This window comes from Streptomyces sp. NPDC054956 (assembly GCF_053609185.1).
The window spans coordinates 1-15568 of the sequence record NZ_JBSGXB010000062.1 but is presented as its reverse complement, the minus strand read 5'-3'; the positions used below and the strand labels follow the sequence as shown (position 1 = coordinate 15568).

The 15568-nt window shown below is 73.0% G+C and carries 11 protein-coding genes; 1 reads left to right on the top strand and 10 read right to left on the bottom strand.

The window, feature by feature from the left end; all coding sequences use genetic code 11:
* Positions 1 to 4: 4 nt before the first annotated feature.
* From ACWGDE_RS13540 to eccD, 8 genes are all read right to left on the bottom strand, one after another.
* Positions 5 to 325 (bottom strand): hypothetical protein, encoded by a 321-nt coding sequence (locus ACWGDE_RS13540; RefSeq protein ID WP_453389132.1) that lies wholly within the window; start codon positions 323 to 325, stop codon positions 5 to 7.
* On the bottom strand, positions 322 to 825 hold the full coding sequence (locus tag ACWGDE_RS13535) for a YbaB/EbfC family nucleoid-associated protein (protein WP_453389131.1): 504 nt from the start codon (positions 823 to 825) through the stop codon (positions 322 to 324). Before ACWGDE_RS13535 ends, ACWGDE_RS13540 begins: the two co-directional genes overlap by 4 nt.
* A 103-nt stretch (positions 826 to 928) precedes the next feature.
* Positions 929 to 3781, bottom strand: coding sequence for an AAWKG family protein (locus ACWGDE_RS13530; protein WP_453389130.1), 2853 nt, complete (start codon positions 3779 to 3781; stop codon positions 929 to 931).
* A 45-nt stretch (positions 3782 to 3826) separates the two neighbouring features.
* Entirely contained in the window at positions 3827 to 4330 is a 504-nt protein-coding gene (locus ACWGDE_RS13525) for a type VII secretion system-associated protein (RefSeq protein ID WP_453389129.1), read from the bottom strand.
* A gap of 88 nt (positions 4331 to 4418) precedes the next feature.
* Complete coding sequence (locus ACWGDE_RS13520; protein ID WP_453389128.1) at positions 4419 to 4748, bottom strand: WXG100 family type VII secretion target; 330 nt, start codon at positions 4746 to 4748, stop codon at positions 4419 to 4421.
* A 92-nt stretch (positions 4749 to 4840) separates the two neighbouring features.
* Positions 4841 to 5200, bottom strand: coding sequence for a hypothetical protein (locus ACWGDE_RS13515; protein WP_453389127.1), 360 nt, complete (start codon positions 5198 to 5200; stop codon positions 4841 to 4843).
* Positions 5201 to 5396: 196 nt separating this feature from the next.
* Positions 5397 to 6878, bottom strand: a complete 1482-nt coding sequence (gene eccB, locus ACWGDE_RS13510; protein WP_453389126.1) for a type VII secretion protein EccB — start codon at positions 6876 to 6878, stop codon at positions 5397 to 5399.
* Positions 6879 to 6891: 13 nt separating this feature from the next.
* Positions 6892 to 8298: a type VII secretion integral membrane protein EccD gene (eccD, locus tag ACWGDE_RS13505; RefSeq protein ID WP_453389125.1), complete on the bottom strand. Its 1407-nt coding sequence runs from the start codon at positions 8296 to 8298 to the stop codon at positions 6892 to 6894.
* Between the two features lie 190 nt (positions 8299 to 8488).
* Between eccD and eccCa the strand changes: the two genes are divergently transcribed.
* On the top strand, positions 8489 to 12484 hold the full coding sequence (gene eccCa, locus ACWGDE_RS13500) for a type VII secretion protein EccCa (protein WP_453389124.1): 3996 nt from the start codon (positions 8489 to 8491) through the stop codon (positions 12482 to 12484).
* Between the two features lie 105 nt (positions 12485 to 12589).
* Here eccCa and ACWGDE_RS13495 read toward each other — a convergent pair whose 3' ends face one another.
* Positions 12590 to 13780, bottom strand: a complete 1191-nt coding sequence (locus ACWGDE_RS13495; protein ID WP_453389123.1) for a S8 family serine peptidase — start codon at positions 13778 to 13780, stop codon at positions 12590 to 12592.
* A gap of 113 nt (positions 13781 to 13893) precedes the next feature.
* Positions 13894 to 15568: AAA family ATPase (locus tag ACWGDE_RS13490; protein WP_453389122.1), on the bottom strand; the 1675-nt coding region annotated here is incomplete at its 5' end.

The window sequence follows — 15568 nt, the reverse complement described above, 5'->3', positions numbered from 1 at the left end:
AGGATCAGCGCTTCTTCGTGGGGTTGTTGACGTGGTCGATGACGTCCTGCTGGGTCTTCTTGAACTTCTTGGAGGTGTCGCCGAGGCTCTGGCCGCTCGCTTCGAGGGCCTCGACCAGCGCCGCGGTCCCGTCCACGACGGGCCCGAGCCCCTGGTAGTACTTCTTGGCGAAGGCCTCGCCGAACTCGCCGGTGCCCCAGCAGCCGCGGTAGCTGGTGATCTTGTCCATGTATTCGTCGCGGGCGACCTTCAGCACGCCGCCCACGTCCTTCACGGCCTCGCCGCCGCGGTTCAGGCCCTCGCTGTCGACGTCGAGTTCGCTCACCGTCCCGCCCCCGCCGCCGTGTCCGTCGTGCCGTCCTCGTCGTCCACCAGCTCGTCCAGCAGGGCCCCGCCGGAGGAAGGGCCGGTGGCCGCGCGGGAGGACGGGACCACCAGGTCCGGGTCCTCGCGCAGCGGCGCGAACAGGTCCTCCCAGTCCACCGGCCCGAAACCGCCCGGCGCGTCCGGGGACATCCCGGGAATGGGCCCGAAGGGCCGGTACACGTCGAGCAGTCGGGAGGCGGCCTGGGCGCGGGCCGAGGAGATGGTGGTCATCACCGCGTTCGCCAGCTCCGCCGGAGCCATCGTGCGGTACCGCGAGGTGGGGAAGCGCAGGCCCGTCAGCTCGCCCTGCGCCCCGACCGTCGCCTCCACCGTGCGGTCCTTGGCGGTGACCGTCACGGATATCGCGGCCGCCTCCGCCGCGGCCGCGTCCAGGCGGCCCCGGGTCTCCTCGAACTCCGCCAGCGCCTCCGCCAGCCGTTCTTCCAGGGGATTGCTCATCCCTGCGTCCCTCCTCGTTCGTGTGCTGCGTACCGGTACCGGTCGGACACCGGCCCTCGTCCCCCGACGACTCTTCCCCCGACGGCTCTTGCGCCGGCCGGGTTCACCGCCCGATCACCGCGGAGACGCCGCCCTCGTCGGTGCCCCAGACGTCCTCGTCCTCGCTGACCCAGGTGGCGCGTTCGCGCTCCTCGCTCTGCGTGCTCTGGCCCCCGCCGCCCATGCCGCCGCCCATCGGCGGCATCATCGGCATCCCGCCCGAGGTGGTGGCGGGCCGGCGCAGCGCGGCGGCCTCCTCGGCGGCGAGCTGGGCGGCGCGGCCGCGGGTGGCCGCCGCCTCGTTGAGCGCGGCCCCCCGGGTGCGCTCCCCGGGGACGGCCGTACCCGAGCCCGGACCCGTGCCGGGCGGGGTGAGGGTGTGCCCCAGGGGGTTGGCGCCCAGCGGGGTCGGCGCGGACGGGCCGCCCGATCCGTAGCCGCCGCCCGACAGGGAGGACCCCGACGTGCGGTAGTCGTCCGGGTAGTCGTAGTAGTCGAAGTCGCTGAGCCTGCCCGAGCCGGGGTTCGGGCCCAGACCCGACGGGCCGCCCGTGACCGAGACCGTCCGGCCGGCGGCGTCCGTGGTGACCGTCCGCCCATCCGGGTAGGTGATCTTGTGGCCGCCGTCCTGGAACTTCTGGTCCACCGTGCCGTCCGGGTACTTCGTGGTCGTGGAGCCATCCGGGTTGTGCTTGGTGTCCGCGCCCGCGTTCCCGCCCAGCGGGTTCAGGTGCTCGGTCTTCTTGTCCCCGTCCGGCTCGGTGGTCGTGTAGGTCCCGTCCGGGCCGAGCTTGGTGGAGGTGCCGTCCTTGTACGTGGTGACGACCGTGCCGTCCTTGTCCACCTTGGCCACGGAACCGTCCGCGTACTCGATGGTCGAGGTGTTCCTGCCCAGGTGGGAGACCGTCTTCGTGCCGTCGGGGTCGATCGTGGTGACCGTTCCGTTCGGACTCACGGTGGTCCTGGTCCCGTTGGTGTGGACCGTCGTGGCCGAGCCGTCCTTGTTGAAGGTCGTGGTCGAACGGTCGGGGTTGTGGACGGTCTGCCCCGCCTCCGGGCGGTTGACGGTCTTGTTGCCCTCGGGATCGGTGGTGGTCAAGGTGCCGTCGGTGGCGCGGAGCTGCGTCGAGCCGTCCTTGAACTGCGTGACGGCGCTGCCGTCCGGGCGGATCGTGGTCCTGGTCCCGTCCGGGTAACTGACCGTCTCGCTGCCGTCCTTGTGCAGGACGGTGGTGGAGCCGTCCGGGTTCACCGTCGTGGTCGTGCCGTCGCGGCCGATCGTCGTGGTGGTCCCGTCCTTGTGCGTGACCGTACGGGAGCCGTCCTGGTTGTACGCGGTGGTGCTGCCGTCCGGGCCCTTGACGGTCTTCAGCGGAACCCTGGGACCGGTACCGGTGCCGGGCGGGTTCACCCCCAGGAACGGCGGAGGCGACCCGGGGGGAGTCCTCTCCTTGTGTCCGTCCGGATACGTCGTGGTGTACGAACCGTCGGGGTTGCGTACGGTGACGGACCCGTCGGGGTTGCGGACGGTGTTGCCCAGGCCGAGCCCGGGCGGGTTGATCCCGAGCTGGGGCGGCGGCTTGCCGCCGTTGCCCAGACCGGGCGGAGGGACCTTGCCCTTCTTGTCACCGCCGCTCCCGCCGCCATCGCCGATGGCGTTCGGGTCGAGCTTGGGCGGCCCCTTGTCCCCGCCCTCGCCCCCGCCCTTCTCCTCCAGCTCCTTCTGCTTGTTCTTCGCCGTGTTCTCGGCGTACTTGGTCCCCAGGTCGGTGAAACCGGGGTTGAAGGTGAAGGAGCTGGTGGCGTACTCGAGGTCGGCGAAGGCGTTGTTGAGCGCGCTGGCCTGCACGGTCGCGGCCGTGTCGAGGGTCAGCAGGTTCGCCACCCAGTCCAGGTAGGCCTGCTGGGCGAGCTTCTGCCAGGCCTCCTGATGGGTCAGGTCGCCGAACGGCTCGTAGTAGATGGAGAACCCTGTGCCCATGACGAGCTTGCTGCCGTCCGAAGTCACCTTCTGGATGTTCTCGGAGTTGATGTACTTGACGACCTTGTCGATCTCCACGTCGAGGAAGTGCGTCGGAGTGAAGGTGGCGGGCTGGGTCGGGCTGGAGGCCGACCACGTCTCCCAGGCCTGGTGCAGCTTCGTCGCGGCGTCGTGGATGGCCTTGGCGCACCGCAGGATCTCCCGGCCGGTGGTGCTGTCCGAGGTGACGGCGGCCAGGTTTCCCAGCGTGACGGTGCTCAGTCCCCGGGTCGCGGTGAGGTCCTCGCCGAGCTCCTTGTACCCGAGGTCCAGCCCTTGGATCAGGGTGCGGAAGACGTCCGCCGCCGTGCCCTTCCAGGCGGCGTCGTCCCCGCCGAGGCTCTTCGACCAGGTCTCGATCTTCTTCTGGTAGTCGATGAAGAAGGTGCGCACTTCGTCGAACGACTTCGCCGCGTCCAGGATCGAGGCCAGTTGCACGGCGTCCTTGGCCTCGACGGCGGGGACGCCCGAGTACTTGAGATCCAGGTTCGCGGTGGTTCCCTTGTCGATGAAGGCCTTGAGGGCTTCGCCGTATCCCCAGTCGTAGGCGCCGGCCTTCCCCCTGTTGCTGAAGTCGTTGCCGCCCTCGTTCCAGGGAACGCTCAGCGTGATCTTCCAGTACTTCTTGACCCCGGTGCCGTCGTGGTCGATGTCGTAGAACTTGATGATCCGTTCGGGACCCTTGGTCGCGTTGTCCGAGAGCTGGTCGTAGTCGCTCGCGACACTGGTCAGGTGGGTGACTTCGCACTTCGCCCTCAGCCAGCCGGTCCCGGGAACGGTCTGGTCGCCGGTGCTCCCCACCTTCCCGACGTCCTCGCGCTTGCCGCCCGCGAAGCTGGTGAGTTGCTGGACGACGTATTCCCACCGGGTCTGGGGCTGCGGGGGCGGTGTTGCCATGGGGGGAGGGGGCCCTTTCGGGGAACGCGACGGGTGCTGGGACGGTCAGGCGGTCGGAGGCGGGGTCGGGGGCGCGGGCTTCTTGTCGGGCGTGAACACCCCGTTGACGTCCTTCCAGTCGGTGAGGAAGTCCTGCCCGGTGATCCCGTCGAGGCTTTCGCCCTGGGCATCGCCCAGTTCCTTGATCGTGTGGATCAGTTCGTCGTCGATCTCGGTGAAGAGGGTCCTCTGTTTGGTCAGGATCGCGCCCAGCGATGTGGAGGAGTTCGTCATGAACTTGACGAACGGCGTCCCGTCGATCGGTGTCTCCTCCTTGGCGTCATTGGTCCGCAGCCTGCCGAACCGCGGGGGGTTCGGCGCCCAGGGGCCGTCGGGGTCCGCCAGCGCTCGGGCCAGCAGCGGCACGGGAGTGGGGACGCCCGCCGCCGGTGCCGTGCTCGTCAGCGTCGCGAGGCGCGCCAGGAAGGCGGCGACCCCCTCGAGGCTGTCCGTTCTGAACTTCTCCAGGCTGTCCTTGTCGAGATGGGACAGATCGATGCCTTCGGCCATGTTCTCTCTCTCCCGGGCGGCGCGGCGGGGGGTGCGGGTACGTCCCGGCGCCGCCCGCCGGGGCCGGCGGCGCCGCTGGCGGGGCGGGTCAGCGGACGCGGACGTTGTTCCACTGGTCGGCGCTGCGGTTCTCGTGCTTCTTGTAGATCTCGGTGATCATGTTCAGCAGGTCGCTGTGCTTCGTGAGGATGGCGCCGAGGCCGTCCGAGGCGTTGTTCCAGTCGATCTGCTTCTGGCCGTAGACGGCGGCGTCCTGGCCCTGCCAGGCGCCGCGGAGGCCGGCCAGCTCCTCGTTGAGGGCCTTGACGGTGTTCTGGATCGCGGTCGTCTGCATCCGCATGTCCTCCGCGGCACGGTCGACGTGCTGGTACTGGACGTGGATGACGCCGTCGGTCTTGTTGGAGTAGAAGTCGGGCATGAGGGGCTCCTCGGGCGGCGGGCTGACGGAGAGGTGACGGGGGCTCGGCGGCTCAGGAGTTGGGCCGCCGGCTCAGGGCTGGAGCGAACGGCTCAGGGGTTGAGCCGGTTCTGGGCACCCTGGGAGATCGAGGAGCGCCTGGCTTCCTGGATGAAGTCGTTGATCTGGCCCTGGGTGCGCGACTGCGCCTGCCCGGTCTCGGTCAGCGTCTGCATCATCTCGCCCATGCTCCGCGTGATCAGGTCCACTTGGCCGCTCCACTCGTTGAGCAGGCCCTGGAACGCGTTGCCGTCGGCGCCGCCGTAGGCCTTGATCAGGCCGTCCATGACCGTCTTCACGTCGCTCTGGGCCCTTTCCACGCCCGTCTTGGCCTGCTGGAGGGCGTTGTAGCCGCGCTGGTTCTCGCTCTGGTCCGAAGTCTGGGTGCTACCGGGAGGCGGCGGAGTCGCCATGATGGGGTTCCTTGTCTGGCGCGGCCACGAGGGCGTGGGGCGGAACGGGTGGAACACCCGTCCGCGTGCTGGCTGATGGTAAGAACACTTGTGTGGACGCTGCAACGAGACGAGTGGTCTTTTGAGCTTCCTCTGATGTTCGGACGCGTGAACGACCGGTCATCAACGGGGAGGACGGTGGAATTCCGCCGCGGGTTCACTCACACGAGGAGTCGGCTGGTTTCAAACCCCCGGCGGCCGCCGCGGGCTGACGTCCCATCGCCGTGTCCACGTCGAGCCGCGGGCCCGTGGGCAGCATGTCCAGGAGCCTCGACGGCACGGCCTGGGCGTGCCCGCCCTTCAGCCCGAGCCGCTCCACGGCGGTGACGTCCGGCAGCCGGTACTTCACGCCGACGTCGGTGACCAGGTACGTCGTGGTCCCGCGTACGCCGCCACCGGCGCCCAGTGCCTGGACCAGCGCCCCGCCTCCCGGGCGGACCGCGATCCCGTCCACCGGCAGGCAGGCCCGCGCGATCTCCGGACCGGCCGCGGGGGCCGGGGCTCCCGCACCCTCCCGTACCAGGGCGATGCGGATCCGGGGGGTGGTGCCCTCGGGCTGGATCTGGGCGCAGAGCTGCGAACCGGGGGTCACGGCCAGCGCACCCGGGGCGGTGGACGGCCAGTCCGCGGGGTCCGATCCGCCCTTTCCGGCCGGGGCCTGGCGGCGGGTCAGCTCGTCGGCGCTCAGCGCCAGCGCCACCGGGACGCGGCCCGGGTACGCCTGGGCGGCCGTGCGGTCGTCGCCCAGGACGAGGGCCGCCGCGAGCGCGGAGAGCGGGCGCAGTCCGGCCGCCTCCAGCAGGAAGTACTGCTGGGCGGTGCCGGGGGAGGAGAGGGCGAAGACCTGGCCCACCCGGGCGGCCGCGCCGCCGACCGTGCCCGTGTCCGTACCGCGGCCCTCGGTCTCCGGGGCGGTCAGATCGGCGCCCGCGGGCACGCTGTCCAGGAAGGCGGCCGAGACGGCGGTGGGGACGGCGGCGGAGTAGCCCAGCGCCTGCTGGGCCCCGTGCCCGCCGATCCGCAGCCGGCGGTCCCCCCACAGCGCGTACCGGGTCCCGTCGGGGCCGGCGACGAGCAGCGCCTGCTGGTTTCCCGGTACTTCGCCGTCGGAGGCGAAGCCGAGGCGCAGCGAGGTACGGGCCGTGCGGCCGGCGCCGTCCGGGCCCGTCGGCCGGGGTTCGTCGGCGCAGACCTGCCAGGAGCCCTTCTCCAGGTCACCGGGTTCGGGCAGCGCGTCCGGGCCGCCGGGAATGCCGACCGGGGTGCCGTGCGGCTCGCCGCGCAGGGACGCCGAGGAGACCGTGACGGTCTCCAGCGGGTTCTCGGACATCAGGCGGGCCGAGGCGTAGTTCCGTACCGGGCGGAGCCGCCCGTCGAGGTACAGGTAGCGCGTCCCGGTCTCCTTCTCCACGATCAGCGCGTTCGCGGTCCGCCAGGACTTGGTGCCGGCCGGCGAGAGCAGCCCGAACAGCACGAAGCCGACGACGAGCACCACGCCGAGGCCGATGCCCCAGGCCAGGCCGCGATTGGTGCGGCCGACCGGGCTCTCCGGGGCGTCCGGGTCCTGCCGCAGCATGCCACTGGTCAGCCGGCCCATGACGAACATGTGGGCCTGGACCTGGTCCTTCCTCGACTGCATGTCGTTCCCCCCGTCAGCCGGAAATGGCGCGCAGGGCGCCGTAGACGCCGAGCACCCACAGCGCCAGCGGGATCAGCGCCACCGCCGCGCAGGTGTGCAGGATGTCCCCGGCCCGTCCCCAGTGGGGCAGGACGCGGCGGCCGGGCACGGTCCACGACGTGACGATGGCCACGCCGGCCAGCACCAGCAGGGTCACGAGCACCGCCGGCCGGTTGCCGGGGGAGAGGGCGGACGCGCCGGTGAGGGCCGCGAGGACCAGTCCGTACAGGCCGGGCAGGAAGACCGCCGGGCGCTGCCAGAGGTTCCCGATGGCCCGGGAGTGCAGCAGCAGGAGCAGGCTGAGCACGCCCGCGGTGACCCGGGCCGGGGTGCCCGGCTCGTCCAGCAGCAGTGCCGAGAGGGCCAGGGCGCAGACCAGGCCGACGGCCGCGTAGAGGGCGGTCATCCACTCCTCGGCCAGCGCGGTGCGGCTGACGACCCCTTCGTGGGGGTGCGGGTCGATGCCCTCCTGCAACTGCTCGGCGTTGGAGGGCAGGACCGGCAGGCGCAGCCCCGACAGCCGGAAGGCCAGCCCGGGCACCAGCCCGCCGACGGCGACGGCGAACACCGCCACCAGGCTCGCGGCGGGCCCGAGGCCGACGTCCAGCGTCAGCATCAGCGTGCCCCACACCGCCCCCGCCAGGGCGATCACCGCCACCGACAGCAGCAGCGGCACGAAGGCCGCCACCGCGGCCACGGCCAGCACCGCTCCGCCCGCGGCCGCGGCGGACGCGGCCAGCAGCCGGGCTCCGCCCAACTGCCCGCCGCCGTCGGCCTCGCCCACGGGCAGCAGGGCCCCGGCCAGCGCCAGGTAGGGCGCCACGAACACGCCCAGGGCCGCTCCGGCGGCCGAGTCCCCGACCGCGCGGGAGGCCGCGGCGGCGCCGAACAGGACCAGCAGTCCCGTGATGCCCGCGACGGCGGCCCGGGTCGGCCCGCCCCCTCCGGGCAGGGCGCACACGATCCAGCCGGCGGCCAGCAGCAGTACGGCCGCGGTCCGCAGCAGCCGGCGGCCGGCCGGGGCGTCCCAGCCGTACGGGCGCTCGCGCATGGTGCTCGCGACCCCGTCGACGAGGTCGTCGAAGTGGATCGCGGGCAAGGCCTCGGTCCGGGGCCGCAGGTGGAGGGTCTCCCCGTCGCGCAGGGACAGCGCCTCGGGCGTGCTCTCCTCGTCCAGCGGTTCCCCGCCGAGGCGTTGCAGGACCCAGCCGCCGTGTTCGATTCCCTGCTCGGCGAGTTCCTCGCCGGCGTGGTCCAGGAGCGTGGGCAGGAGGTCGGCCAGCGGAACGTCGACCGGCACCGCGAGGTCGAGCAGGCGCTGCGGTGTCCTCACCGTGAGTCGGCACAGGCCGGGGCTCGATATGCCCGGAGTTTCAGTCATGACGGTGCAGCACCTATCCAGGGGCCGGGGTACCAAAGGGAGGTAGCGCACACTACCGTGACCAACACACCAGGTCACAGACCACCCTTGGCCCTCCGCCGTCACCAGGCGCGGAGAGCGGTCCACCGGGCCCCGCGTACACCGCACGGGGACGGGGACCGCAGGCGCCGAGCCCGAGGAGACACACCGCGTGAGCACCGTCCTGTTCCGTCGGCCCGCCCGCCGTCGCGGCCCCGACATGCCCGAGGGTGAAATAGGCCTTCAGGAGCCGCCCACGCTGCCGGAGGCGGAACCGAACACCTCGGCCATGTGGACGTACCTGCCGATGGGCCTCACCTCCCTCGGCATGCTCATGATGTTCCTGCGTCCCGGCCAGGCGACCGCGTTCAGCTACATAGCCATCGGGCTGATGCTGCTCTCCTCCGTGGCCATGATCGGCGCGCAGTTGATCCGCAGCTCCGGTGAACGCAAACGCAAACTCAAGGGTGAGCGGCGCGACTACCTGCGCTACCTGGCCCAGATGCGCCGCAAGATCCGCGTCACCATCGGCGCCCAGCAGAAGGCACTGGCCTGGCGCCACCCCGAGCCCGCCGCCCTGTGGGCGCTGACCGGGACCAGCCGGCAGTGGGAGCGCCGCCCCTCCGACGAGGACTTCGCCGAGGTGCGGGTGGCCGTCGGCGACCAGAAGCTCGCCACACGGCTCGCCCCCCTCGCGACCAAGCCGGTCGAGGACCTCGAACCGCTCGCCGCGCACGCGCTGCGCAGCTTCATCCGCGCCTACGGAACCGTCCCCGACCAGCCCATCGCCCTGTACCTGCGCGCCTGGTCACGGGTGGTGGTCCGGGAGGAGGGCGGCGCCGGCGGCGCCGAGGAGGGCGAGCGGTCCCGGGCCCTGCTGCGCTCCCTCATCGCCCAACTGGTCACCTTCCACGCGCCGGAGGAGCTGAACATCGCGCTGTGCGTCAGCGACGAGCGGCGCGCCGCCTGGGAGTGGCTCAAGTGGCTGCCCCACGCCCAGCACGGCTACCAGCGTGACGGCGCGGGCCAGGCCCGGCTCGCCGCCGCGGACTTCCAGGCCCTGGAGGAGCTGCTCGGCGCGGACTTCACCCAGCGGCCGCCCTTCGACCCGGAGACCCCGCCGGGCCGCGACGAGCCCTTCGTCCTGGTCGTGGTGGACGGCGGGGCCGTGCCCTCCGGGCACCGGGTCACCGGACCCGGCTACCGCAACACCGTCCTCGTGGACCTCGGCGGGGCCCTCGCCTGGAAGGCCGCCCGGGGGACCCTGCGCCTGCGCCTGGACCAGGAGGGGCTGCACCTCGTACGCACCGATCGCGAGCGCAAAGAGCAGGCCACTCTGCTGGGCCGCCCGGACAGCCTCGGCCCGGCCGCCGCCCGTACCCTGGCCGCGCGGCTCGCCCCGTACCGGCTCGGCGGCGGCGTCACCGCCTCGGAGCCCTTCGTCGCCGAGACCGAACTGACGGCCCTGCTCGGCATCCCCGACCTGCGGCGGCACGAGCCCGCCCGGCTCTGGCGACACCCGGTCGAAGGCCGCGGCCGGCTGCGGGTCCCCATCGCCGTCGGCGAGGACGGCACCCCCGTCGAACTCGACATCAAGGAGTCCGCCCAGGGCGGCATGGGCCCCCACGGCATGCTCATCGGCGCCACCGGCTCCGGCAAGAGCGAGCTGCTGCGCACCCTCGTCCTCGGCCTGGCGCTCACCCACTCCTCCGAGACCCTCAACTTCGTCCTCGTCGACTTCAAGGGCGGCGCCACCTTCCTCGGCATGGACGAACTGCCCCACACCTCCGCCGTCATCACCAACCTCGCCGACGAGGTCGCCCTCGTGGGCCGCATGCAGGACGCCCTGCACGGCGAGCTGATCCGCCGCCAGGAACTGCTGCGCAAGGCCGGAAACTACGCCTCCCTCCTGGAGTACGAGCGCGCCCGCGCCGCCGGTGCGCAGATCGCGCCGCTGCCCAGCCTGTTCGTGGTCGTCGATGAGTTCAGCGAGCTGCTCGCCGCGCACCGCGACTTCATGGAGCTGTTCGTCATGATCGGCCGCCTCGGGCGGTCGCTCGGAGTGCACCTGCTGCTCGCCTCCCAGCGGCTGGAGGAGGGCCGCATGAGCCAGCTGGAGGGCCACCTCTCCTACCGCATCGGCCTGCGCACCTTCTCCGCCATCGAGAGCCGCGGAGTCCTCGGCGTCCCCGACGCCTACCACCTGCCCTCGCAACCCGGCAGCGGCTACCTCAAGAGCGGCGTCGAAGCCCTGACCCGCTTCCGCGCCGCGTACGTGTCCGGTACGTACAAGGCGCCCCGCCGCGGCGTCCGCCGTGAGCAGATCGCCCGGCAGGTCGTCCCCTGGGGCACCGAGTGGGTGGTTCCCCACACCCTGCCGCTCGCCCCCGAACCCGAGCCGGAGAACGAGCCCGAGCCCGAGACCGAGGAGAGCCTGCTCGGCCTCGCCCTGGACCGGCTGCGCGACAGCGGACCGCCCGCCCACCAGGTGTGGCTGCCCCCGCTCGACACCCCGCCGAGCCTCGACTCCCTGCTGCAGCCGCTGACCCCGGACCCCGATTTCGGCCTCACGACCGCCGGCTCCCCGGACCGCGGGCGGCTGCGCGTGCCGGTCGGCCTCGTCGACCGCCCCTTCGAGCAGGTACGGGACCTGCTCACCGTCGACCTCTCCGGCGCCGGGGGCCACGTCGCCGTCGCGGGCGGACCGCAGAGCGGCAAGAGCACCCTGCTGCGCACCCTGATCTGCTCCCTCGCCCTCACCCACACCCCCCGCGAAGTGCAGTTCTACTGCCTGGACTTCGGCGGCGGCGCGCTCTCCTCGCTCGCGGGCCTCCCGCACGTCGGCGGGGTCGCCGGCCGCCTGGACCGGGAGCGGATCTCGCGCACCCTCGCGGAGGTCACCTCCCTGCTGGGCCGGCGCGAGCTGTTCTTCCAGGAGGAGGGCATCGACTCGATGGCCACCTACCGCAGGCGGCGCGCGGCCGGCGAGTTCGCCGACCAGCCCTTCGGCGACGTCTTCCTCGTCGTGGACGGCTGGTCCACCGTCCGCAACGAACTCTTCGACGACCTCGGCGTCTTCGGCGAACTGGCCTCCCGGGGCCTGAACTACGGCGTCCACCTCGTGATCGCCACCTCGCGCTGGGTGGAGGTGTCCGCCTCCCTGCGCGACCAGATCGGCACCCGGCTCGAACTGCGCATGGGCGACCCCATGGACTCCGCCATCGACATCCGCAAGGCCGCCACCGTGCCCGTCACCACGGGCCGGGGCCTGAGCCCCGACAAGATGCACTTCCTCGCGGCCCTGCCCAGGATCGACGGCCAGGAACAGGCCGAGGACCTCTCGGAGGCCCTCGCCGACCTCGTCGAGGCCGTCGCGGAGAGCTGGGACGGGCCGCCGGCCCCGCCGGTGCGCATGCTCCCCACCCACCTGCCCGCCGCCGAACTCCCCGCCTCCGACCACCCGCTGCGGGTGGCGATCGGCCTCGACGAGGTCGAACTGGCACCCGTCTGGCACGACTTCCGCCAGAGCCCGCACCTCTACCTGGTCGGAGACACCGAGAGCGGCAAGACCAGCGCGCTCCGGCTGATCGTCCAGCGGATCATGGCCACCCACAGCCCCGACGAGGCGAGCTTCCTGGTGGTCGACTACCGCCGGGGCCTGATCGAGGCCATCCCCGAGGAGTACCGGCTCGGGCACGCCGTCTCCGCGGACCCGCTGCGCGAGTACGTGGACGGCGCGGCCCGCGCGATGGCCGACCGGCTCCCCGGGGAGGACATCTCCCCGGCCCGGATGCGCCGCGCCGACTGGTGGAACGGGCCGCGCCTGTTCGTCGTCGTCGACGACTACGAGATGGTCGGCTCGGCCTTCGACGGCCCCTTCGAACCGCTCCTCGCCCACCTGCCGCTCGGCCACGAGATCGGCCTGCACATGATCGTGGCCCGTGCCTCCACCGGCGCCGGCCGGACGGACCCCCTCGTGCGCAAGATGAACGAGGTCAACTCGTCGGCGCTGCTGCTGTCCTGCCCGCCGTCGGAGGGCTACCTCCTCGACAGCGTCAAGCCGCGCATCCTGCCGCCGGGCCGCGCCCAGAGCGTCGTACGCCGCAAGACCCGGCTGGTCCACCTCGCGCTGCCCGACCCCGGGGAGGAGGGCACCGAGGAGCGGTGAGCCGGCGTACGCCGGTCTGGGGCCTGGGGCCCGGGGCCTGGGATACGACGCCCGGGGTACGAGGCCCGGGGCCCGGGGTCTCAGCGCTCCTGCCCCGGCGCCGGGTTACCCGGCGGACGGGCCCCGGTCGTCCAGCCGGCCCGGCCGCCAGCCGCGGCTGCGGCCGCGCGGGAGGACCACGGCGAGGAAGGCCACCAGCAGCACGGTCCCGGCCGCGACGGCGGTCACCAGCAGGGCCGTCGTCCGGGCCCCCGCCGTCCGCGGCGGCTCGGGCAGGCTGACCGGGTCCACGGCCGCCGCCCCGGCGGGGGCCGCACCGGGGGCGACCCCGGACACGGCCCCGTACGGGTCCAGCGCGGGCAGGTCCCCCGGGTACGCGCCGGCCAGCAGCGCCGCGCGCACCCCGTCCGCGTTCAGACCGGGATGGTAGGAGCGCACCAGCGCCGCGCTGCCCGCCGTGACCGCCGCGGCCATCGAGGCACCCGAGCCCGTCCACTTGCCGTCACCCACCGGGCCCGGCCCGACCAGGGCGCCGCCCGGAGCCGACAGGTCGGCGTGCCGGAAGGGCGGCGCGGACTCCGGCCGCGTCCCCTGCGGCCCGGTGTCCAGTACGGCCAGTGCCTGCGCCGGAGCCACCGGCGCGGGCTGCGGATCGCCCCCGCCCGGCGGCGGACCGTCCGCCGCGGCCGGTGCGATCACCAGGGAGTCCTTCGCCTTGGCCACCGCCATGGCCTCCTGCACCCGGGGGTCGGAGCCGTCCAGGGGCGTGGCCACCATGATGACGCCGGCCCCCGCCTCGGCCGCCTCCCGCACTCCGGCCGCCAGCCGGGCCGTGTCCGGCTCGCCGCGCTCGCCGGTGCCGCGCACGGCGAGGATCCGCGCCTCCGGAGCCACCCCGGAGAAACCCTGGCCGGGCAGCGCCGCCCCGGCGACCAGACCGGCCTGGAAGGTGCCCCGGCCCACGCAGTCCCGGCCCGCGTCGCCCAGGACCCGGACCCGGCCCGCGAGCACGGCCGGGCCGTCGCTCACCCCCGTACCGACGACCGCCACCGTCACCCCGCGCCCCCGGGACAGGCGCCACACCTGCTCCAGCCCCAGGGCGCCCCGGGTCCAGGGCGCCTCCGCCGTGTCCTTGCCGGGCACCGTGGTGCAGCCCTGGCCGGGCGCGAGCGCGCCGGGCATGCCCGGCAGCGTCGTGGGGCCGTCCTTGGTGCCCAGCGCCGCCGCGAGGGGCGCCGGTCCGGCCAGCGCCGCGAGAACGGTGGTGCACAGCAGCAGTCGGGTACGGCGACGCATGGGAGGTCCTCGGTCGGGGGCCCGCCCCGCGGGGGGCTTGTTCTCGGTCGGGTACGGGCCGGGGCTTCTTCTCGGTGGGGTACGGGCCGGGCCCGCCGCTTCGGTGCTCCCGCTCAGTGCTCCCGCAGGTCCTCGGCGAGCAGCATCCGCAGGTCGTCCAGGCTCGGCGCCGCGACGGCACTGAGCCGGCGCGCCTGCCGCGTCATCATGGCCTCCAGGGTCTGCCGGGCCAGCCGGGCGTTGCCGAAGGTCCGTCCGCGCGGGATCGACTCGAAGTACGCGCGCAGCTCCGAGGCCGCGCCGGGCGCGCACTCGTAACCGTTGTCCACCGCGTTCTGGCGCACGATCGTGACGAGTTCGTCCGAGGAGTAGTCGGGGAACTCGACGTGCCGCGCGAAGCGCGAGGCCAGACCCGGGTTGGAGTGCAGGAAGCGGTCCATCTCCTCCGTGTAGCCGGCGACGATCACCACCACCTCGTCGCGGTGGTCCTCCATCAGCTTCAGCAGCGTGTCCACCGCCTCCTGGCCGAAGTCGGAGGAAGCGCCGGCGCCCTGCGGGGTCAGCGTGTACGCCTCGTCGATGAAGAGGACGCCGCCGAGCGCGCGTTGGAAGACCTCCTTGGTCAACTGCGCGGTGTGCCCGACGTAGCGGCCCACCAGGTCCGCCCGCGCCACCTCCACCAGCTGCCCGCGCGGGAGCACGCCGAGGGACACCAGCAGCTCGCCGTACAGCCGGGCCACCGTGGTCTTGCCGGTACCGGGCGGGCCGGCGAAGACGAGGTGGTTGCCGATCCTGGGGGCCGGCAGCCCCGCCGCGGTCCGGCGCCGGGCCGTCGCCAGCAGGTTGACGAGGTCGCTCACCTCGCGCTTGACCGCCGCCAGTCCGGTCAGCGCGTCCAGCTTCAGCAGCGGGTCCTGGTCCTCCCCGGCCGCGGCGGTCGCGGGCAGGCCCACGTCCTCGGCGGTCAGCAGCGTCAGATCGCGCTCGCTGACCTCGCCGCGGGTGGCGAGCCGGGACGCCTGCCGGTCCACCATCTCCTCGAAGACCTTCCGGGCGGTGCGCCCGTTGCCGAAACCGGCGTCGCGGGGGATCCGCTCGAAGTACGCGTGCAGGGAGGGGCGGGCCTCCCCGTCCAGCTCGTAGCAGTGCGCGGAGCACATCCGCTCGACGATGGTGACGAGTTCCTCCGAGGAGTAGTCGCTGAACTCCACGCTACGGGTGAACCGCGAGGCCAGGCCCGGATTGGAGGCGAGGAAGTCCGTCATCTCCTTCGGGTAGCCGGCCGCCACCACCACGACGTCCTCGCGGTGGTCCTCCATCAGCTTGACCAGGGTGTCGATCGACTCCCGGCCGAAGTCCGCACCCGAACCGGCCGAGTCCGACAGCAGCGTGTACGCCTCGTCGATGAACAGCACCCCGCCGAGCGCCTTGTTGAAGGTCTCCGTGGTCTTGATGGCCGTCCCGCCGACGATCTGCGCGACGAGGTCGGCCCGGGAGACCTCCACCAGGTGGCCCGAGCGCAGCACGCCGAGCGAGGCGAGGATCGAACCGTAGAGCCGGGCCACCGTGGTCTTGCCGGTGCCCGGCGGGCCCGCGAAGACCAGATGGCGGCTCATCGGCGGCGCGGGCATGCCGAGTCCGGCCCGGCGCTGCGCCATGCGGTTCAGGTTGATCAGGGTCAGCACCTGCTCCTTGACCTCGTCGAGGCCGATCAAGGACTGCAGCTCCGCCACCGCGCCGCCCTCCGCCTCCGCCTCGGCGGGGGCGACGACGGCCGCACCGCCCGGC